Origin of the sequence: Pseudomonas sp. MYb60, assembly GCF_002979555.1 — a bacterium.
GTDB lineage: Bacteria > Pseudomonadota > Gammaproteobacteria > Pseudomonadales > Pseudomonadaceae > Aquipseudomonas.
Genome location: NZ_PCOZ01000005.1, coordinates 73,564 through 92,159, shown reverse-complemented (window position 1 = coordinate 92,159; position 18,596 = coordinate 73,564). Strand labels below are relative to the sequence as shown.

Below are 18,596 nucleotides of genomic sequence, written 5' to 3'. Positions count from 1 at the left end.
ACCCAACAAACCGCGGCGAGGGAGCAAGCTCCCTCGCCGCGGCGTTTATACAGAAAATTAATCCAGCCGTTCGGGATAGGTGATCACCAAAAACGCCACCGCCTCGCTGTCCGCCGGGTTGCGGTAGCGATGGGGCTGGTCGGCGTAGAACAGGATCGAATCACCGGTAGAGAGCAAATAGCGCTCATCGTTGACACTCACCTCCAGCACACCCTGGGCCACCACCAGGTTTTCCTGGATCCCGGGGCCGTGGCCTTCGGAGACTTCCTCGCCCAGCGCCCGCAGGCGAATCTCATAGAACTCCGACTGGCGCGCCGTATCGTAAGGGAACAGCGCACGGCTGATAAACGCACCATCGGCACTCACCAGGCGCTTACTCTGTTGCGCTGGCAACACCTCCACGCCTTCAAACGCGCGATCCTCCAGGAACGCCGCTACCGACACCTTCAACCCCTTGGCAATCTTGCACAGCACCCGGATCGACGGCACGCTGCGCCCGGACTCGATCTGCGCGAGCATCGCCCGGCTCACGCCGCAGGCGCGCGCCAGGCCGTCCAGCGACAAGTGCCGCTTGCTGCGCAGGCGCTGCAGGTTATGGGCAACGCACAGGCTGATTGCATTGTCGTCGGGCGTGGGTTTGGGCAGGGGATCGGGAGGTTCAGGCAGCACGTGCAGAAAATTCATCGGCCTTACGCCCGTCGCGTATCGCTGGACGGTGTGGCCTGTGCAGTGAATACCGCCAACCCTGCGCGCGCAGCGTACATGGCCCACATCAGTTCGGCCGCTGCACGCGCCTGACGGCGTTTACGGTGGAGGGCGAAGTCGATGACGCTGGCGGATGTGTGCATGGGTGCGGTCTCTTGGGACGTGGCTGACTCAGTGGCTCCACCATAATCCGTGGACGTTATTTCTTAAAATACTGAGTTTGCATGTGGTCATTCGATTTTGGACTTAGCAGACAGGTCGCCTCCGATGCTGTTGTGGGAAGGGTCTGGTCCGTTAAAAAGGCGTGACTTGGCGTCTGCCACCGCCATCCCATCCCATGCCCCCCGAATCCCAAGGACCTGCCCGATGCTGCTGCGCCAACCTCCACTGCTGTTTGCAGCCCTGACCCTGAGTTCACTGGTGCATGCCGAATCGCTGCAACTGGCTCCGGTGCAAGTCACCAGTGGCGAAGCCAGCGCCGCGGAACTGGCCCAGGCCGAACTCAAGAGCGTGCCCGGCGGCACCAATTACATCGACATGGACAGCGTGCAGCAGGGGCGGGTGAGCACCAACGAAGACGTGTTCAAGTACCAGGCCGGGGTGTACGCCAAGGCGGCGAACAACGAAGGCGTCAAACTCTCCATTCGCGGCTCGGGCCTCAACCGCAGCCCTGGCGCCCACGGTTCGGGCCTGTACGAAATGTTCGACGGCCTGCCACTCACCGGCCCCGGCGGCACACCCTACGAACTCAAGAACCCGTTGTGGCAGAGCCGCGTCGAAGTGCTGCGCGGCGCCAACGGTTTTGACCAGGGCGCGCTGGCCCTGGGGGGCGCGGTCAACTACGTGACACGCACCGGCTACGACGCCCCCAGGTTGCAACTGCGCTATGAAGTGGGCAGTAAAGGCTACCGCCAGCGCGAAATCAGCTCGGGCAACGTGGTGGGGGATGCCGACTATTACATCAGCCTCACCGACAACGATGCCGACGGCTACCAGCACCAGAGCGCCGCCACCGGCAAGGGCTTTGCAGCCAACTTCGGCTATCGCTTCAGCCCGGAGCTGGAAACCCGCTTCTACTTCCGCTACCGCGAAACCACCAACGACACCCCCGGCAAGCTGACCCGCGCGCAGATCAGCCACGACCCGCGTGCCGCCAACAGCCTCAACGCCGCCCGCGACTCCAAGCGCCTGCAGCCGGGCTCCACCTGGATCGCCAACAAGACCACCCTGCAACTGGACGACCATTCCCGCCTGGAATTCGGCCTGGCCTACCACGATTATCCGATGGACCTGCGCGAAGGCTCCATCCGCCTGAAGGTTGCCTACACCGATATCAGCAGTACCCTCAACTACATCCGCCAGGACACGCTGTTCGGCCACGACAGCAAGACCACCCTGGGCCTGCGCACCACCCAGGCGATGCCGAACAACGGCGGTTCCGAATCCGTGCGCGTGTACACCGGCAACGCGGCACCCGGCACCAAGACCCGCAACTACAGCTACCTGGGCTCGGACACGGTGCTGCACATCGGCAATGACCTGGAACTGGTCCCCGACCTGTGGTTGACCACCGGCCTCGCGGCGATCTACACCCGCCGCGAAACCGACGTGAGCTACCCGGGCGACTACAAGCCGCTGAGCCAACACGATTGGGACTACGCGCCACGCATCGGCCTGCGGTATGACTTCAATCCGCAAGTGCAGGTGTACGGCAACCTCAGCCGCTCGGTAGAGCCGCCGCACGCGTGGTCGATGATCTGGGGTTCGAACAAATACTTCACCAGCGGTCCGGCCAAAGGCATGGCCCGCGAAGGCGTCAGCCTGAAAAACCAGACCGCCACCACCCTGGAAGTCGGCGGGCGTGGCGAATACTGGTTCGGCCAGTGGGACCTGGCGCTGTACCGTTCCGAAGTGCGCCACGAACTGCTCACCGTCGAAACCCAGGCCCAGACCGCCACCACCAACGCCGTCGTCGCCGAAAACAACGCCAGCCCCACCGTGCACCAGGGCGTGGAACTGGGCCTGCTCAGTCCATTGTGGGACGGTGACGGCAACGGCAAGCTTGACCTGCGCCAGGCCTACACCTTCAGCGACTTCTACTACCGCGACGACGACCGCTTCGGCGACAACAGCTTGCCGGGCATTCCCAAGCATTATTACCAGGCCCAGGTACGTTACAGCCACCCAACCGGTTTCTACACCAGCCTCAACACCGAACACGCGTCCAGGGTGGCGGTGGACTATGCCAACTCCTACTACGCCGCGCCCTACACCCTCCTGGGCGCCACCTTCGGCTACGACGCGCCCAAGCAGGACTGGCAGGCATGGGTTGACCTGCGCAACCTGACCAACAAGCGATACGCCAGCACCGTCACCCCCGGGTATGACGACAAAGGTCTCGATGTTGCCCGCTCGACCCCGGGCGATGGCCGTGGCATCTACACCGGCGTGTCCTGGAGCTGGCGTTAAGCTGCTCTCGTTGAGGTGAGCGGGGCAAGCCCGCTCACCCTATGAAATAAACCCTGTCAGATGGGGCGCTGTCGTAGAAAGGAACGGCCCTTGCTCCGCCCGCGTTTTACTGGCATTGTCTGCGCAATTGGTAATATTTCCCATTTGAGATAATTTTGCGCATGCATGACATTCCGGCCGCGCTGGGCGATTCCGTCCGTCAGCAGACCCTTACGGCGATGTACAGCGAGCACCACGGCTGGTTGCACGGCTGGCTGCGCAAAAAACTCGGCTGTTCCCAGCATGCCGCCGACCTGGCCCATGACGCATTCATCCGCGTGCTCATGCTCGCCGAGCCGCAAAGCATCAAGGAACCGCGGGCGTTCCTGGCGACCACGGCAGGGCGCCTGCTGATCGACGGCGCCCGTCGTCGTCGCATCGAAAAAGCCTACATGGAAGCCCTGGCGATCCAGTGCGAAGATGCCGGCATGCCCGATCCGGCCGCGATCCACGTGGCACTGCAGGCCCTCGAACGCATCGCTGAAATGCTCGCCGGGCTGCCGGCCAAGGCCCGTGAAGCGTTCCTGTTGAGCCGCCTCGACGGGCTCACCTACAGTGAAATCGCCACGCGCCTGGACGTCTCCGCCAGCACCGTCAAAAACTACATCTCCAGCGCCCTGGTGCATTGCTACCACAGCCTGCACCCGGCGGATTCGCTCTCGTGAGTCCGGATCAAATCATTCAGCAAGCGGCGAACTGGCTGACACGCCTGCACGATGAAGACGTCACCGACGCCGACCGTCACGCCTTCAACAAATGGTGTGCAGCCGACCCGCGCCACGCCGTCGCCGTCGAGCGCATGCGCGGCCTGTGGGGCAGCTTCGACACAGTGCCGGCCAAACCCGCGCGCGTGGCCCTCAACCGTGCCTTCGCCCCGCGACGCCCACGGGGCACCCAAGTGGCGGGACTGGTCGGCGTTTTGCTGTGCGGCTGGTTTGGCCTGGATCACCTGCCGGTGTGGATGGCCGACCAGCGCACCAGTGTGGGCGAGCGCCGGCAGATCGCCCTTGCAGACGGCAGCCAGTTACAGCTCAACAGCAACTCGGCGGTCGACGTGAAGTTCGACGGGCACCAGCGCGTGATCGAGTTGCTGCAAGGCGAGTTGTGGGTGGAGGTGGCCAAGGACGCGCAGCGGCCATTCGTGGTGCGCACCAACCAGGGCACGGCCACCGCCTTGGGCACACGCTACCTGGTCAAGCGCGCCGAGGATGGCACCACGGTGGTCACGGTGATCGAGTCAAGCGTGGCGGTCAAAGGCGATGCCAGTGACGGGGTCAAGGTCAGCGCCGGCCAGCGTTCGATTCTCGACCACGGCCGCGCCCAGCCCGCCCAGGCCATCGGCGCCAGCGACCCGGACGCCTGGACCCGCGGCCTGCTCAAGGTCAACGACCAGCCTCTGGCCGATGTGCTGCAAACCCTGGCCAGCTACCGCCACGGCATGCTGCGCTTCGACCCTCAGGCCCTGCAGAACCTGCGCGTGTCCGGGGTGTTCAAGCTCGATGACACGGCAGGGGCGCTGGCCTCGTTGGCGGACAACCTGCCGATCCAGGTGGAGTACTTCACCGACCTGCTGGTGGTGGTCAAGCCGCGTTAGCCCTGGCGCAACCGCTTGTACAACGTGTTGCGGCTCACCCCCAGCTCTCGTGCCAGGTGCGAGATATTGCCGCCGACCGCCTTCAGGCGCTGGTTCAGGTCAATGCTGTCGTCCAGGTATTCGCTGGCAGGCAGCGGCGCGGCGAGGTTCAGGTCGACGAAAAAATCATCCGGCAGGTGCTCCGGACGGATCGGCTGCTCCTCGGCCATCGCCAGCGCCACCTGCAACACGCTGCTGACCTGGCGCAGATTGCCCGGCCACGGATGCTGCTCGAACAAGGCCAGCACGTCGGCGCTGAGCCCGGCCCATTGGGTGGGGTCGCGGTGTTGCTGCCACAGTTGCTGGAACAGGGCCTGCTTGTCGGTACGCTCGCGCAAGGGCGGCAGCTCGAGGGTCAGGCCACCGATGCGGTAGTACAAGTCCTCACGAAAACGCCCGGCCTGCACCAGCTCCCGCAAGGCACGGTTGGTGGCCGAGATGATGCGCAAGTCCACCGCAAACAACTCGCTGCTGCCGACTGGCTGCACGCAACGTTCCTGCAGTACCCGCAGCAAGCGGGCCTGGGTCGGCAGCGGCATGTCGCCGATCTCATCCAGAAACAGCGTGCCCTTATCAGCCTTGCGGATCAGGCCAATGCTGCCTTTCTGGTTGGCACCGGTGAACGCACCTTTTTCGTAGCCAAACAGCTCGGATTCGACCAGTTCGGCCGGAATCGCCGCACAGTTCACCGCAATGAACGCCTTCTGGCTGCGAGAGCTGGCCTGGTGCAGGGCTTTGACAAACACCTCTTTGCCCACGCCGGTTTCGCCGTGGATCAGCAGCGGAATGTCCTTCTCCAGCAAGCGTTCGGCCTGGCGCACGGCTTTTTCCACGCGCACGTCGCCAAAATGCAGGGTCTTGAGCCCAATCGCCACCGGCTTCGACGGCTCACTGAACACCCGCGCCTGCACCGGCATCTGTTTGGGCCGCTTCAACACACACTGGAACCGATTGCGTCCCGCCGCCTGTAACGAAAACGGCAGTCCCTCCGGCTGGTTCAACAGCTCCAGCAACGACACCTTGAACAACCGGTCGATCATCACCCGCGACAGGCTGATACCCAGCAAATTGTCTGCACGACGGTTGGCCGACAGCACCTGGCCGCTCTCATCGAAGATCAACAGGCCGGCCCACTGGCTATCGAGGTTGCTCAGCCCGGTGTTGAAGGTCAGTTGGAAATGCTCACCGCCAAACAGGTTGAGGATCAGCCGGTTCTCCACGGTCTGGCTCATCATCTTGACCATGCCCAGGGTGTGGGAGGGCGGCAGGTAGCTGTCGCTGGACACATCGAGCACCGCGATGATCTCGCGCTGGGCATCGAAGATCGGCGCCGCGGAGCCCGTCATGAAGCGGTTGGCCTTGAGGAAGTGTTCATCGTGTTCGATATGCACCGCCTGCGCACAGGCCAGTGCAGTGCCGATGGCATTGGTGCCGCTGACGCGCTCCTGCCAACTGGCACCGGCGCTGAAGCCGCGCGCCAGTTTCGGCTCGATGAACCGCTGGGTGCCCCACGAGGTCAGCACCTGGCCCTGGTTGTCGGCGAGCATGATCAGGCAGTTGGAATTGCTCAGGATGTTTTCGTAATACGGCAGCACTTCCTGGTGCGTGGTCTGCACCAGGGCATGATGGCTCTCCAGCAACTGGCTGATGCCTTCGGCAGGCAGTTGATCGAAGCTGGGGGCACTCTGATGGTCCAGGCCGAAGGCGCGGCAGCGGCGCCAGGATTCCTGGATAAGGGTGTCGTGAGACAAGGGTTCGGCCATGGGGCGACCTGCATTTTTATTGTTATGGGGTCTTACACAATTTACGGCTGGAAAGCATTTCAATGTGGGAGGCCACATTTACCCTACGTTGTCAGGTAAATCGGGTTCAGAGAGTGTTGTTCAGAACTGTTCATTGTCAACCTCCCAACTGTTCAGTTGTTCACCCGGATTGTTCACTCCCGAACATCCCCTTCAGACCATTTCCTTGCACTTCAGACACTTGCAGTTTTGGCACGAAACTCGCTCTGACGAATGGCCAGATCCATTCCAATAATAAAAAAGGTCGTGTCATGTCATTGACCCTGGAACATGTCTCCCGCGTTGTCGAAGGGCAAACCTGGATCGACGACGCCACCCTGCGTTTCGAAGCCGGGTCCTTCAACGTCCTGCTCGGTCGCACACTCTCCGGCAAGACCAGTCTTATGCGCCTGATGGCCGGCCTGGACAAGCCCGACGGCGGTCGCATCCTGATGAATGGCGTGGATGTCACCCACAAACCGGTGCGCCTGCGCAACGTGTCGATGGTGTATCAGCAGTTCATCAACTACCCCACCATGACCGTGTTCGAAAACATCGCCTCGCCGTTGCGCCAGGCCGGTGTGTCCAATGAGGTGATCCAGGGCAAGGTGCTGGAAACCGCGAAAATGCTGCGCATCGAGAAATTCCTGCAGCGCTACCCGCTGGAGTTGTCCGGCGGCCAGCAACAGCGCACTGCGATGGCGCGCGCGCTGGTCAAAGACGCCGAGCTGATCCTGTTCGACGAGCCCCTGGTGAACCTGGACTACAAACTGCGCGAAGAGCTGCGTCAGGAAATGCGCGAGTTGTTCGCCGCACGCCATACCATCGCCATCTACGCCACCACCGAACCCAATGAGGCCCTGGCCCTGGGTGGCACCACCACCATTCTTCACGAGGGCCGGGTGATCCAGAGCGGCAAGGCCGCCGAGGTGTATCACCAGCCGCAGACCGTACTGGCCGCCGAATTGTTTTCCGAGCCGCCGATCAACCTGATGCCGGGACGCATCAGCGGCAATGAAGTCAGTTTTGCCAATTTCGTGCATTTCCCCCTCAACGTGGATTTGCGCCCCATCGGCGAAGGCGAATTCCGCTTTGGCGTGCGCCCCAGTCATATCAGCCTGGTGCCCAGCAACGACGACGACCTGGAGCTGGCCGTGACGGTGGAGGTCGCCGAGATCAGCGGCTCGGAAACCTTCCTGCACGTGCGCAGCGAACACTTCCTGCTGGTGCTGCACCTGCCCGGTGTGCACGAGTACGACGTCGACGCACCGATTCGCGTGTACATCCCCACCCATAAACTGTTTGTGTTCGATGGCCAGGGCCGTTTGGTCCAGGCCCCCGGGCGCCGTGTCGCGAGGGTTGCCTGATGGCCGAGATCCATTTGCAGAACCTTGCCCACAGCTACAGTCCTACGCCGAGCGGTCCCGAGGACTACGCGATCCGCGCCATGAATCACGTGTGGGAGCAGGGCGGTGCCTACGCGTTGCTGGGGCCTTCGGGCTGCGGCAAGTCGACCTTGCTCAATATCATCTCCGGGCTGCTGAGCCCGTCCGAAGGCCAGGTGCTGTTCGATCACAAAGTGGTTAACGAACTGACCCCGGAAAAACGCAACATCGCCCAGGTGTTCCAGTTCCCGGTGGTGTACGACACCATGACGGTGTTCGATAACCTGGCATTCCCCCTGCGCAATCAGGGCATGGCCGAGGCGAAAATTCACAGCAAGGTGCAGGAAATTGCCGAAGTACTCGACCTGCAAAACCTGCTGAGCAAAAAAGCGCGCAACCTCACGGCCGACGAAAAACAGAAAGTCTCCATGGGCCGTGGCCTGGTGCGCGACGACGTGTCGGCGATCCTCTTCGATGAACCGCTGACAGTGATCGACCCGCACCTGAAATGGAAACTGCGGCGCAAGCTCAAGCAGATCCACGAGCAGTTCAACATCACCATGGTCTACGTCACCCACGACCAACTGGAAGCGTCGACGTTCGCTGACAAGATCGCGGTGATGTACGGCGGTCAAATCGTGCAGTTCGGTACGCCACGGGAACTGTTCGAACGGCCGAGCCACACCTTTGTCGGCTATTTCATCGGCAGCCCCGGGATGAATCTGATCGAGGTGCAGGCCGAGGCGGGCGGGGTGCGATTTGCCAATACCCATCTGCCGTTGTCCCAAGCCTTGCAGCACCGCATTGCCAACGCCAATTACCAGAAACTGCAGGTGGGCATTCGTCCGGAATTCATTCACGTGTGGGATGAGCACAACCCCGACGCGCTGCAGGCTGAAGTCACGCACCTGGAAGACCTTGGCACCTACAAGATCGTCACCCTCAACCTCGACGGTGCCACCTTGAAGGTGCGCCTGGCCGAAGACAAACCGGTGCCCGAAGGCACGGCCTGCATCAGCTTCCCCTCGCAATGGCTGATGCTCTACGCCGACGACTACCTGCTGGAGGTGCTGCCATGAACAAGGTGCAGAACAACAAGGCCTGGTGGTTGGTGTTGCCGGTGTTCCTGCTGGTGGCGTTCAGCGCGGTGATCCCGATGATGACCGTGGTCAACTACTCGGTGCAGGACATCTTTGACCAATCCAGCCGCTACTTCGTCGGCGCCGACTGGTACAAGCAGGTGCTGCTCGACCCACGCCTGCATGATTCGCTGCTGCGCCAGTTCATCTACTCGGCCTGTGTCTTGCTGATCGAAATCCCCCTGGGTATCGCGATCGCCCTGACCATGCCGACCAAGGGCCGCTGGTCGTCACTGGTGTTGATCATCCTCGCCATCCCGCTGCTGATCCCGTGGAACGTGGTGGGCACCATCTGGCAGATTTTCGGCCGCGCCGACATCGGCTTGCTGGGCTACAGCCTCAACGCCATGGGCATCAGCTACAACTATGCGGCCAACACCATGGACGCCTGGGTCACCGTGCTGGTGATGGACGTGTGGCACTGGACGTCCCTGGTGGCGCTGTTGTGTTATTCGGGGCTGCGGGCGATTCCGGATGTGTACTACCAAGCCGCGAGGATTGATCGGGCGTCGGCCTGGGCAGTCTTCCGACATATCCAGTTGCCGAAGATGAAGAGCGTGCTGCTGATCGCGGTGATGCTGCGCTTCATGGACAGTTTCATGATCTACACCGAGCCTTTCGTACTCACCGGCGGCGGGCCAGGGAATGCCACCACCTTCCTCAGTCAGACACTGACTCAGATGGCCGTAGGTCAATTCGACCTGGGCCCGGCGGCGGCCTTCTCCCTGGTGTATTTCCTGATCATCCTGTTGGTGTCCTGGCTGTTCTACACCGCCATGACCCACTCCGACGCCAACCGCTGAGGCCGCCAACATGAGCAAGCGCAAGCTGATCCCGTTGTTGATCTACATCCTGTTCCTGCTGGTACCGATCTACTGGCTGCTGAACATGTCCTTCAAGAGCAACACTGAAATCCTCGGCGGCCTGACCCTGTTTCCCCAGGAATTTACCCTGGCGAACTACAAGGTGATCTTCACCGACCCGAGTTGGTACACCGGCTACCTCAACTCGCTGTACTACGTGAGCCTGAACACAGTGATTTCCCTGACGGTGGCTTTACCGGCGGCCTACGCGTTTTCGCGCTACCGTTTCCTGGGTGACAAACACCTGTTCTTCTGGCTGCTGACCAACCGCATGGCGCCGCCGGCCGTGTTTTTGCTGCCGTTTTTCCAGCTGTACTCGTCGATTGGCCTGTTCGACACCCATATCGCTGTCGCCCTGGCCCATTGTCTGTTCAACGTACCGCTGGCGGTGTGGATTCTGGAAGGCTTCATGTCGGGCGTGCCCAAGGAGATCGACGAAACGGCCTACATCGATGGCTATAGTTTTCCGAAGTTCTTCGTCAAGATATTTATCCCGTTGATTGGCTCCGGCATCGGCGTCACGGCATTTTTCTGCTTCATGTTTTCCTGGGTCGAACTGTTGCTGGCGCGCACCCTGACCTCGGTCAACGCCAAGCCCATCGCGGCAGTGATGACGCGCACGGTTTCGGCATCGGGTATCGATTGGGGCGTGCTGGCAGCGGCGGGGGTGTTGACCATCCTGCCGGGCATGCTGGTGATCTGGTTTGTTCGCAACCACGTGGCCAAGGGCTTTGCCCTGGGCCGGGTCTGAGGATTCGATGATGGAATGGATGGCCTGGACCACCCCGACTGCGCTGTTCTTCGCAGGCATTGCCCTGATCCTGGCGGGCATGACCACTTGGGAACTGCGTTCGCCGAGCATTCCCCGGCGAGGATTTCTACCGATCAGCACCACCCGTGGTGATCGCCTGTTTATCGGTCTTCTCGGCAGCGCCTACCTGCATTTGCTGGTTATCGGCGTTACCGACTGGAGCATCTGGGTAGCGTCCGCGCTGTCCCTGGTATGGCTGTTGTGCGTGATGCGTTGGGGCTAGCGCTGTTCCCCTGTAGGAGCGAGCTTGCTCGCGAAAACCGCCAACGATAACGCGTGCACCCTGATTCAACGCGTTGTCCTTGCGTGCTTCGCGAGCAAGCTCGCTCCTACAGGGCTTGACGGCTGTGGCTCTTTTTGAAATTAACCAGGAGGTCTCTATGTTCGATAAAAACAATAAGCTGCGACATAGCATTTCATTGGCCGCCGTCTTGGCCCTCAGCGGTTTGAGTGCTTCGGCCTGGGCTGATGCGTATGAAGACGCGGCAAAAAAATGGATTGGCAGCGAGTTCAAGCCATCCACCCTGACCGCCGACCAACAGCTCGAAGAGTTGAAGTGGTTTATCAAGGCTGCCGAACCCTTCCGTGGGATGAAGATCAACGTGGTGTCGGAAACCCTCACCACCCACGAGTACGAGTCCAAGGTGCTGGCCAAGGCCTTCAGCGAAATCACCGGCATCAAGTTGACCCACGACCTGCTGCAGGAAGGCGACGTGGTGGAAAAACTGCAGACCCAGATGCAGTCCGACAAGAACATCTATGACGGCTGGGTCAACGATTCCGACTTGATCGGTACGCACTTTCGCTATGGCAAGACCGAATCCATCACCGACCTGATGGCCAACGAAGGCAAGGACTACACCTCGCCGACCCTGGACCTGAAAGACTTCATCGGCCTCTCGTTCACCACCGCGCCGGACGGCAAGATCTACCAATTGCCCGACCAGCAATTTGCCAACCTCTATTGGTTCCGCGCCGACTGGTTCGAGCGTGCGGACCTGAAGGCCAAGTTCAAGGAAAAATACGGCTACGACCTCGGCGTGCCGGTGAACTGGTCGGCCTATGAAGACATCGCCAAGTTCTTCAGCGAAGACGTCAAGGAAATCGACGGCAAGCGTGTGTATGGGCACATGGACTACGGCAAGAAGGACCCGTCCCTGGGCTGGCGCTTTACGGATGCCTGGTTCTCCATGGCTGGCGGTGGCGACAAAGGCTTGCCCAACGGATTGCCGGTGGACGAGTGGGGCATTCGCGTGGAGGACTGCCACCCGGTGGGCTCCAGCGTGACCCGTGGTGGCGACACCAACGGCCCGGCCGCGGTGTACGCCACGCAGAAATACGTCGACTGGATGAAAGCCTACGCGCCACCGGAAGCGGCGGGCATGACCTTCTCCGAATCCGGCCCGGTTCCGTCCCAGGGCAACATCGCCCAGCAGATCTTCTGGTACACCGCGTTTACCGCCGACATGGTCAAGCCAGGCCTGCCGGTGGTGAATGCCGACGGCACGCCGAAATGGCGGATGGCGCCGTCGCCGGTCGGACCTTACTGGGAAAAAGGCATGAAGAAGGGTTATCAGGACGTAGGCTCCTGGACCTTCATGAAGTCCACCCCGGAGAAGCAAAAACTCGCGGCCTGGCTCTACGCACAGTTCGTGACCTCGAAAACCGTGTCGCTGAAGAAAACCATCGTCGGCCTGACGCCGATTCGTGAGTCCGACATCAACTCCCAGGCCATGACCGACATGGCGCCGAAACTGGGTGGCCTGGTGGAGTTCTACCGCAGCCCGGCCCGTACCGAATGGTCGCCGACCGGCACCAACGTGCCGGACTATCCGCGCCTGGCGCAACTGTGGTGGAGCAACATCGCCGCCGCCGCCAGCGGCGAGAAAACCCCTCAGCAGGCGCTGGACAACCTGGCCAAGGAGCAGGACGCGATCATGACGCGCCTGGAACGCTCCAAGGTGCAACCGGTCTGCGGCCCGAAAATGAACCCCGAGCGTGACGCGCAATACTGGTTCGACCAGCCGGGCGCGCCGAAGCCGAAACTGGCCAACGAGAAACCGAAAGGCGAGACCGTGGCGTACGGTGACCTGCTCAAGCAGTGGGAGGCGGCGCGTAAGTAAACGCGGTGGATAAAAAAACGGCACTTCGGTGCCGTTTTTTTTCACGCGTTAAATGGACCGCATTTCATCTGTTGGTTGAGACAGTGCAGCGGGTTGAGGCCATCATTCAGGAAGCCGAACGCAAGCAAAGGGCCAAGGCTTGATGCTGGCGGTTGTTTGGCTTGATGAAGCCATCGCCGACCTGATTGATATCGTGACCTTCATCGCTGCCACCCAGGGCAAGTCGAATCGTCGTACCGCCCCTCCCACATGCAGACCTGTATTCGCCTGCTAGTCCTGCGGTTGAACCTGTAGTTCGCCATCCACATCCTTGACCAGCCCACTGGCCAGGAACAGTGGAGCCAACCGCTTGTGCAGTTGCGGCTCGACAAACTCCTTCACCGTCTCCAGTGCCAGCGCGCCGCTCAGCGGCAGTTCGGCCTTGGTGTACGACAGCCAGGCTTTCTTCAGCACTTGCAACACATCGCTGCCCGCGGTGGTGGCGAAGCGGCGGTGGGTGGGTTTGCCGTCGAAGGTGAAGCTGTGCTGGAACGCGTAGCCGGTCTCATCACCGTTGCCGGCGATGCAGCGGATGCAGGTGCACGGGCCGTCGCCAAAGGCGGCGCGCAGGTAGGCGTTGAAGTCCACCACGGGTTTGAGTGACAGGCGCTTGTCGACTTCGAACAGGTCTCCGGTCATTTTTTCGTCAGTGTTCAACGTGCATTTCCTCGCAGGCTCGGCGGTTTTTCAAAGCGCGGCACAATACCAGCCACGCGCGGGTTTGTGGGTTATTTGCATAACAATAGATCCCGGTATTCTTTTCCTGTCTCAAAAATCGTGGCTACCCTCGCTCACCTTCTCAAAAGTGCGGCAGATTCCCATGACCTACAAGGCGTTCTATGACGCGCTGGCCGAGGCCGAGCAGATCATCAAGGCCGATAAGCCCGCAGCGCACCTTTATCTATGCCGAGAAACTGCAGGAACTGGGCGTGCTGAAAAACAAGGCGGCGAGCTGGAAGGATTACTTCTTCGAGGAGGCCCATGGCGGTAACGGCAGCTGACTGGCCGAACGTTGGTCAATGTGCAAGGCTAGGTTGCGATCAAACTCCGCTTGATCCAGTCATACAAGTCATTCCCCTCGCTCGACAACTCACTGTTGGCCCGCCGGCACAGGTAGTACTGGCGGCCGTCATTGACCTGTAAATCAAACAACTTCACCAACTCGCCACTGGCCACGTGCGGCGCCACCAGCGGCTCGCGCAGCAGTGCGCAGCCCAGGCCGGTGAGGGTCGCGGTAAGCGCGAGTTGACCATCCTCCAGCAGCAACCCATTCAACGCAGTGGTGTCCACCTCGGCCGCCTCGAACCATTGCCCCCATGTGCCGCGCTCTTCATCGTGCAGCAACGGCAAATCGCTCAGCGCCTGGGGCGTGTCGATAGGCCCGTGCTGCGCCAGGAAGTCGCGGCTGCAATAGGGCGTCACTGCGCCGCAAATCAACGGCTCGCTGTGATACCCCGGCCAATGCCCGGTGCCGAAGCGGATCGACAAGTCTGCCGCGTCACTGGGATAGCTGCGGTGGTTGGCGTAGGTGACGTTGATGTCCAGCGCCGGGTGATCCTTCAGAAAGCTCGCCAGGCGCGGGATAAACAAATTGATGCCAAACAGCGGGATCAGGCTGATGGTCACTTGCCGCGTGGCGCTTTTCTCCCGGACGTGTTCGGTGGCGCTGCGCAGAACGGCGAAGGCCGAGCGGATCGCGCGGTAGTACTCGCGGCCTTCATCGGTGAGCACCAGGTTGCGGCCCTGGCGCAGGGTCAGTGGCTGTTGCAGGAAATCTTCGAGCAAATGCAGTTGATGGCTGATCGCGGAGGCGGAAACGTCCAGCTCGCGCGCAGCGGCATTTACCCCGCCATGGCGCGCAAAGGCTTCGAACGTACGCACGGCACGCAGGGGAGGGTCGTTGTCTAACCGTTCTGATTTATTCATGTGTTGAATTAAATACCAACTTCAAGTTTGAATAAAGAGCCATAAATGCCGTATTTACGGCATAAATAGCGTGTTATGGCTTTGGTATAACCATATGACTTTCTGATATTTGATAAAAACAGAATAGATGATTAGTGTGCCGCCCTTGTACGCACTGAGGTCAAGGGTTTTCATGGATGGGTTTATCCAACAACTGCTCAACGGTTTGATGACGGGCAGTCTCTACGCGCTGGTGGCCCTGGGTTACACCATGGTCTATGGCATCCTGCGCATCATTAACTTCGCCCACGGCGACGTGTTGATGGTGGGCGCGCTGGTGGGCCTGTCGGTGATCCGTCTGATGCAAGCCACCTGGCCGGCGCTGCCGCCAGTGCTGGTGTTGCTGTGCGCCACGCTTGTCGCCATGGCGTTCTGCGCGGTGCTGGCGGTGGTGATTGAACGTGTCGCCTACCGACGCCTGCGCAATGCGCCGCGCCTGGCACCGTTGATCAGCGGCATCGGTGTATCGCTGCTGCTGCAAACCCTTGCGATGTTGGTGTGGACCCGCAACCCGCAGATGTTCCCGCAACTACTGCCCCTGGAGCCGATTGAAGTGCTGGCCGGGGCTTGCGCGCACCCGGCGATTACCAACGCAACGGCCTTGACCACCATCGCCATCGCACTGTCGGTAATGGTTGGACTGCTTGTACTGGTAGAGCGCACGCGCTTCGGCCGGGCCATGCGCGCCGTGGCGGAGAACCCGCAAGTCGCCAGCCTGATGGGCATCAGCCCCAACCGCGTCATTGTCATCACCTTCGCCATCGGTGGCGCGCTGGCGGCACTGGCCGGGATCATGATGGCCAGCAACTACGGCAGTGCGCATTTCTACATGGGCTTCTTGCCGGGTATCAAAGCCTTTACCGCCGCTGTGCTGGGTGGCATTGGCAACCTCAAGGGCGCCATGCTCGGCGGCCTCTTGCTGGGGCTGATCGAAGCCCTCGGCACCGGCTATCTGGGCGCGGCGACCCACGGTGTGTTCGGCAGTAATTATCAGGATGTGTTCGCCTTTATCGTATTGATCGCGGTGCTGGTGTTCAGGCCTTCGGGGTTGTTGGGCGAACGTTTGGCGACCCGCGCATGATCAAGTCTCTGACCCCCAATACACGGGCCAGCCTCGGCCTGTTGCTGCTGGCCGTGGCGCTGGTGCTGGCGCCGTGGATCGTTGGCCATGCGGGCGGCAACACCTGGGTGCGCACCCTGGATTTTGCCCTCCTGTACATCATGCTCGCCCTCGGGTTGAACATCGTGGTTGGCTACGCCGGGCTGCTGGACATGGGCTTCATCGCGTTCTACGCGGTGGGCGCTTATCTCGCTGCGTTGCTCTCGTCGCCGCATTTGCTGCAACAGTTCCCGGCGCTGGCGGCGATGCTGCCGGCGGGCATGCACACCTCGATCTGGTTGATCCTGCCGTTGGGGGCCTTGCTCGCGGCCGGTTGCGGCGTGGTGCTGGGCGCGCCGACGCTGCGCCTGCGCGGTGACTACCTGGCCATCGTCACCCTGGGCTTTGGCGAGATCATCCGTATCCTGCTGCGCAACCTCGATCGGCCGGTGAATATCACCAATGGCCCCAAAGGCATTTCCCAAGTCGACCCGATCAGCCTGTTTGGCATAAACCTGGGGCGCACCCAGGAACTGTTCGGCCTGCGTCTGCCCTCGGTGTACCTCTATTACTACCTGTTCGCGGCGCTGGTGGTGCTGATTCTGTTGGCGTGCATTCGCCTGCAACGCTCGCGCATCGGCCGCGCCTGGGTGGCCATCCGTGAAGACGAAGACGCCGCCCAGGCCATGGGCATCAACACCGTGCGCCTCAAGTTGCTGGCGTTTGCGATTGGCGCGGCGTTCGGTGGGGTGAGCGGGGTGTTGTTCGCGTCGTTCCAGGGGTTTGTCTCGCCAGAGTCCTTCACCCTCAATGAATCCATCGCGGTGTTGGCGATGGTGGTGTTGGGCGGCATGGGCCATATCCCCGGCGTGATCCTCGGTTGCCTATTGCTCGCGGCGTTGCCCGAAGCCTTGCGCGCCAGCATGGGGCCGTTGCAACAGGCGCTGTTTGGCCAGGTGCTGGTGGACCCGGAAATCATCCGCCAACTGTTCTACGGGCTGGCACTGATCCTGGCAATGCTCTACCGACCCGCCGGATTGTGGCCCAAAGGAGTGGCACGATGAACGCACCGTTGTTGCAGATCGACAAGGTCAATAAACACTTCGGCGGCGTTGCGGCGCTGACGGACGTGAGCCTGAGTATTCAGCCCGGCGAGATCTACGGCTTGATCGGCCCCAATGGCGCGGGCAAGACCACGTTCTTCAATGTGATGACCGGTCTCTATACGCCGGACTCCGGCCGCTTTCAGCTCGATGGCCGCGATTACCAGCCCACCAGCGTGCATCAGGTGGCCGAGGCTGGCATCGCGCGTACCTTCCAGAACATCCGCCTGTTCAATGCCATGAGTGCCCTGGAAAACGTCATGGTTGGGCGCCATGTGCGCACCCGCAACGGCCTGTGGGCGGCCTTGAGTCAGCATCGGCGCGCGCGTGAGGAAGAGGCGCAAACCCGCGCCCATGCCCATCGACTCTTGGCCTATGTCGGCCTGGCCGGTTACGCCAATTACCGCGCCGACAGCCTCAGTTACGGCCACCAGCGTCGCCTGGAAATCGCCCGCGCCCTGGCCACCGAACCCCGCCTGCTGGCGTTGGACGAACCCGCTGCCGGCATGAACGCCAGCGAGAAAGTGCAACTGCGCGGCCTGCTGGAAAAAATCCGCGACGACGGCCACACCCTGTTGTTGATCGAGCACGACGTAAAACTGGTGATGGGCGTGTGCGACCGCATCAGCGTGCTCGACTACGGCCACGTCATTGCCGTGGGCCCGCCAGCCGAAGTGCGTCAGCACCCGGCGGTGATCCAGGCTTATCTGGGAGCCAGTGCGCATGTCTGAAGCCCTGTTGAAAGTCGAGGGCTTGCAGGTGCGCTACGGCGCCATCGAAGCCGTCAAATCCCTCGACCTGTATATCGACGAAGGCGAGCGCGTCACGTTGATCGGCGCCAACGGCGCCGGCAAGTCTTCCAGCCTCAAGGCCCTGACCGGCTTGCTGCCGGCGGCCAAGGGTGAGATCCGGTTTGCCGGGCAATCGATACTCGGCCAGGCGCCGGAAAAACTGCTGCGTCAAGGCATCGCCATGGTCCCTGAAGGCCGAGGGATTTTCGCGCGCATGAGCGTGCTGGAAAACCTCCATGCAGGTGCCTTTCTGCGCCGCGACAACGAGCAAGTGCAGCGCGAAATGCGCCAATTGTTCGAACACTTCCCGCGCCTGGAGGAACGCCTGCACCAATCCGCCGGCCTGCTCTCCGGCGGCGAGCAACAAATGCTCGCCCTGGCCCGTGCGCTGTTGTCGCGCCCACGCTTGCTGATCCTCGATGAACCGTCCATGGGCCTGGCGCCGATCATGGTCGAGAAGATCTTCCAGGTGATCGACGACGTCTGTCGCCAGGGCATGACCCTGTTGCTGGTGGAACAAAACGCACGGCTCGCGCTGCACGTCACCGACCGTGCCTACGTGATGGACACCGGCCGCATCAGCCTCACCGGCCCGTCCCAGGATTTGCTCGAACACCCCGAAGTGCGCAGCGCGTACCTCGGCGAATGACT

General features: G+C 61.5%; 18 protein-coding genes and 1 pseudogene. 14 read left to right on the top strand and 5 right to left on the bottom strand.

The genetic code is table 11. The annotated features are described in order from the left end of the window. Nucleotides 1–57: 57 nt before the first annotated feature. The gene (locus CQ041_RS10210; RefSeq protein WP_105522845.1) at nucleotides 58–684 is read right to left on the bottom strand and encodes a helix-turn-helix domain-containing protein; all 627 of its coding nucleotides are present in this window, start codon (nucleotides 682–684) and stop codon (nucleotides 58–60) included. A gap of 5 nt (nucleotides 685–689) precedes the next feature. After that, nucleotides 690–848 carry a hypothetical protein gene (locus tag CQ041_RS26385; protein WP_163001881.1) on the bottom strand — a complete coding sequence of 53 codons (159 nt, stop codon included), beginning with the start codon at nucleotides 846–848 and terminating at the stop codon, nucleotides 690–692. Nucleotides 849–1,071: 223 nt separating this feature from the next. Here CQ041_RS26385 and CQ041_RS10205 point away from each other — a divergent pair, with 223 nt between their 5' ends. From CQ041_RS10205 to CQ041_RS10195, 3 genes are all read left to right on the top strand, one after another. Further along, a complete protein-coding gene (locus CQ041_RS10205) occupies nucleotides 1,072–3,174 on the top strand; it encodes a TonB-dependent receptor domain-containing protein (RefSeq protein WP_105522846.1) in 2,103 nt (700 codons plus the stop codon). 161 nt (nucleotides 3,175–3,335) lie between these two features. Further along, complete coding sequence (locus tag CQ041_RS10200; RefSeq protein ID WP_105522847.1) at nucleotides 3,336–3,878, top strand: sigma-70 family RNA polymerase sigma factor; 543 nt, start codon at nucleotides 3,336–3,338, stop codon at nucleotides 3,876–3,878. Continuing rightward, nucleotides 3,875–4,807: a FecR family protein gene (locus CQ041_RS10195; RefSeq protein WP_105522848.1), complete on the top strand. Its 933-nt coding sequence runs from the start codon at nucleotides 3,875–3,877 to the stop codon at nucleotides 4,805–4,807. The genes CQ041_RS10200 and CQ041_RS10195 overlap by 4 nt, the downstream gene beginning before the upstream one ends. Here CQ041_RS10195 and CQ041_RS10190 read toward each other — a convergent pair. Next, nucleotides 4,804–6,609, bottom strand: a complete 1,806-nt coding sequence (locus tag CQ041_RS10190; protein ID WP_105522849.1) for a sigma-54-dependent Fis family transcriptional regulator — start codon at nucleotides 6,607–6,609, stop codon at nucleotides 4,804–4,806. The two genes, CQ041_RS10195 and CQ041_RS10190, sit on opposite strands and share 4 nt — an antisense overlap. A gap of 290 nt (nucleotides 6,610–6,899) precedes the next feature. Here CQ041_RS10190 and CQ041_RS10185 point away from each other — a divergent pair, with 290 nt between their 5' ends. The 6 genes from CQ041_RS10185 (at nucleotide 6,900) to CQ041_RS10160 (ending at nucleotide 12,948) form a co-directional block, all read left to right on the top strand. Beyond that, on the top strand, nucleotides 6,900–7,994 hold the full coding sequence (locus CQ041_RS10185) for an ABC transporter ATP-binding protein (RefSeq protein ID WP_105522850.1): 1,095 nt from the start codon (nucleotides 6,900–6,902) through the stop codon (nucleotides 7,992–7,994). Beyond that, entirely contained in the window at nucleotides 7,994–9,091 is a 1,098-nt protein-coding gene (locus tag CQ041_RS10180; protein ID WP_105522851.1) for an ABC transporter ATP-binding protein, read from the top strand. Before CQ041_RS10185 ends, CQ041_RS10180 begins: the two co-directional genes overlap by 1 nt. Next, nucleotides 9,088–9,954 carry a carbohydrate ABC transporter permease gene (locus tag CQ041_RS10175; protein ID WP_105522852.1) on the top strand — a complete coding sequence of 289 codons (867 nt, stop codon included), beginning with the start codon at nucleotides 9,088–9,090 and terminating at the stop codon, nucleotides 9,952–9,954. The genes CQ041_RS10180 and CQ041_RS10175 overlap by 4 nt, the downstream gene beginning before the upstream one ends. Before the next feature lie 10 nt (nucleotides 9,955–9,964). Further along, nucleotides 9,965–10,765, top strand: coding sequence for a carbohydrate ABC transporter permease (locus CQ041_RS10170; protein WP_105522853.1), 801 nt, complete (start codon nucleotides 9,965–9,967; stop codon nucleotides 10,763–10,765). A gap of 10 nt (nucleotides 10,766–10,775) precedes the next feature. After that, the gene (locus CQ041_RS10165; protein WP_105522854.1) at nucleotides 10,776–11,048 is read left to right on the top strand and encodes a DUF2160 domain-containing protein; all 273 of its coding nucleotides are present in this window, start codon (nucleotides 10,776–10,778) and stop codon (nucleotides 11,046–11,048) included. Nucleotides 11,049–11,205: 157 nt separating this feature from the next. Further along, nucleotides 11,206–12,948: an ABC transporter substrate-binding protein gene (locus tag CQ041_RS10160; protein ID WP_105522855.1), complete on the top strand. Its 1,743-nt coding sequence runs from the start codon at nucleotides 11,206–11,208 to the stop codon at nucleotides 12,946–12,948. 270 nt (nucleotides 12,949–13,218) lie between these two features. Here the strand turns inward: CQ041_RS10160 and CQ041_RS10155 are convergent, their stop codons facing one another. Beyond that, nucleotides 13,219–13,644, bottom strand: a complete 426-nt coding sequence (locus CQ041_RS10155; protein WP_105522856.1) for a hypothetical protein — start codon at nucleotides 13,642–13,644, stop codon at nucleotides 13,219–13,221. A gap of 160 nt (nucleotides 13,645–13,804) precedes the next feature. Between CQ041_RS10155 and CQ041_RS10150 the strand changes: the two are divergent. Next, nucleotides 13,805–13,988: pseudogene (locus CQ041_RS10150) on the top strand (sulfonate ABC transporter substrate-binding protein); the annotation flags it as partial. Between the two features lie 28 nt (nucleotides 13,989–14,016). Here CQ041_RS10150 and CQ041_RS10145 read toward each other — a convergent pair. Next, nucleotides 14,017–14,913 (bottom strand): LysR substrate-binding domain-containing protein, encoded by an 897-nt coding sequence (locus CQ041_RS10145; RefSeq protein ID WP_105522857.1) that lies wholly within the window; start codon nucleotides 14,911–14,913, stop codon nucleotides 14,017–14,019. Nucleotides 14,914–15,085: 172 nt separating this feature from the next. On the opposite strand from CQ041_RS10145, the gene CQ041_RS10140 reads away from it, so the two are divergent. From CQ041_RS10140 to CQ041_RS10125, 4 genes are read left to right on the top strand one after another with little or no spacing between them, the layout of a single operon-like run. Further along, nucleotides 15,086–16,033, top strand: a complete 948-nt coding sequence (locus CQ041_RS10140; RefSeq protein ID WP_105522858.1) for a branched-chain amino acid ABC transporter permease — start codon at nucleotides 15,086–15,088, stop codon at nucleotides 16,031–16,033. Next, nucleotides 16,030–17,115 (top strand): ABC transporter ATP-binding protein, encoded by a 1,086-nt coding sequence (locus CQ041_RS10135; RefSeq protein ID WP_105522859.1) that lies wholly within the window; start codon nucleotides 16,030–16,032, stop codon nucleotides 17,113–17,115. The genes CQ041_RS10140 and CQ041_RS10135 overlap by 4 nt, the downstream gene beginning before the upstream one ends. After that, nucleotides 17,112–17,885, top strand: coding sequence for an ABC transporter ATP-binding protein (locus CQ041_RS10130; protein WP_105522860.1), 774 nt, complete (start codon nucleotides 17,112–17,114; stop codon nucleotides 17,883–17,885). Before CQ041_RS10135 ends, CQ041_RS10130 begins: the two co-directional genes overlap by 4 nt. Next, nucleotides 17,878–18,594, top strand: coding sequence for an ABC transporter ATP-binding protein (locus CQ041_RS10125; RefSeq protein ID WP_105522861.1), 717 nt, complete (start codon nucleotides 17,878–17,880; stop codon nucleotides 18,592–18,594). Before CQ041_RS10130 ends, CQ041_RS10125 begins: the two co-directional genes overlap by 8 nt. The last annotated feature ends 2 nt before the right edge of the window (nucleotides 18,595–18,596 follow it).

Coding starts and splice junctions, on each gene's coding strand:
- CQ041_RS10210 (WP_105522845.1), bottom strand. CDS start 684: ATGAATTTTCTGCACGTGCTGCCTGAACCTCCCGATCCCCTGCCCAAA.
- CQ041_RS26385 (WP_163001881.1), bottom strand. CDS start 848: ATGCACACATCCGCCAGCGTCATCGACTTCGCCCTCCACCGTAAACGC.
- CQ041_RS10205 (WP_105522846.1), top strand. CDS start 1,072: ATGCTGCTGCGCCAACCTCCACTGCTGTTTGCAGCCCTGACCCTGAGT.
- CQ041_RS10200 (WP_105522847.1), top strand. CDS start 3,336: ATGCATGACATTCCGGCCGCGCTGGGCGATTCCGTCCGTCAGCAGACC.
- CQ041_RS10190 (WP_105522849.1), bottom strand. CDS start 6,609: ATGGCCGAACCCTTGTCTCACGACACCCTTATCCAGGAATCCTGGCGC.
- CQ041_RS10185 (WP_105522850.1), top strand. CDS start 6,900: ATGTCATTGACCCTGGAACATGTCTCCCGCGTTGTCGAAGGGCAAACC.
- CQ041_RS10180 (WP_105522851.1), top strand. CDS start 7,994: ATGGCCGAGATCCATTTGCAGAACCTTGCCCACAGCTACAGTCCTACG.
- CQ041_RS10175 (WP_105522852.1), top strand. CDS start 9,088: ATGAACAAGGTGCAGAACAACAAGGCCTGGTGGTTGGTGTTGCCGGTG.
- CQ041_RS10170 (WP_105522853.1), top strand. CDS start 9,965: ATGAGCAAGCGCAAGCTGATCCCGTTGTTGATCTACATCCTGTTCCTG.
- CQ041_RS10165 (WP_105522854.1), top strand. CDS start 10,776: ATGGAATGGATGGCCTGGACCACCCCGACTGCGCTGTTCTTCGCAGGC.
- CQ041_RS10160 (WP_105522855.1), top strand. CDS start 11,206: ATGTTCGATAAAAACAATAAGCTGCGACATAGCATTTCATTGGCCGCC.
- CQ041_RS10145 (WP_105522857.1), bottom strand. CDS start 14,913: ATGAATAAATCAGAACGGTTAGACAACGACCCTCCCCTGCGTGCCGTG.
- CQ041_RS10140 (WP_105522858.1), top strand. CDS start 15,086: ATGGATGGGTTTATCCAACAACTGCTCAACGGTTTGATGACGGGCAGT.
- CQ041_RS10135 (WP_105522859.1), top strand. CDS start 16,030: ATGATCAAGTCTCTGACCCCCAATACACGGGCCAGCCTCGGCCTGTTG.
- CQ041_RS10130 (WP_105522860.1), top strand. CDS start 17,112: ATGAACGCACCGTTGTTGCAGATCGACAAGGTCAATAAACACTTCGGC.
- CQ041_RS10125 (WP_105522861.1), top strand. CDS start 17,878: ATGTCTGAAGCCCTGTTGAAAGTCGAGGGCTTGCAGGTGCGCTACGGC.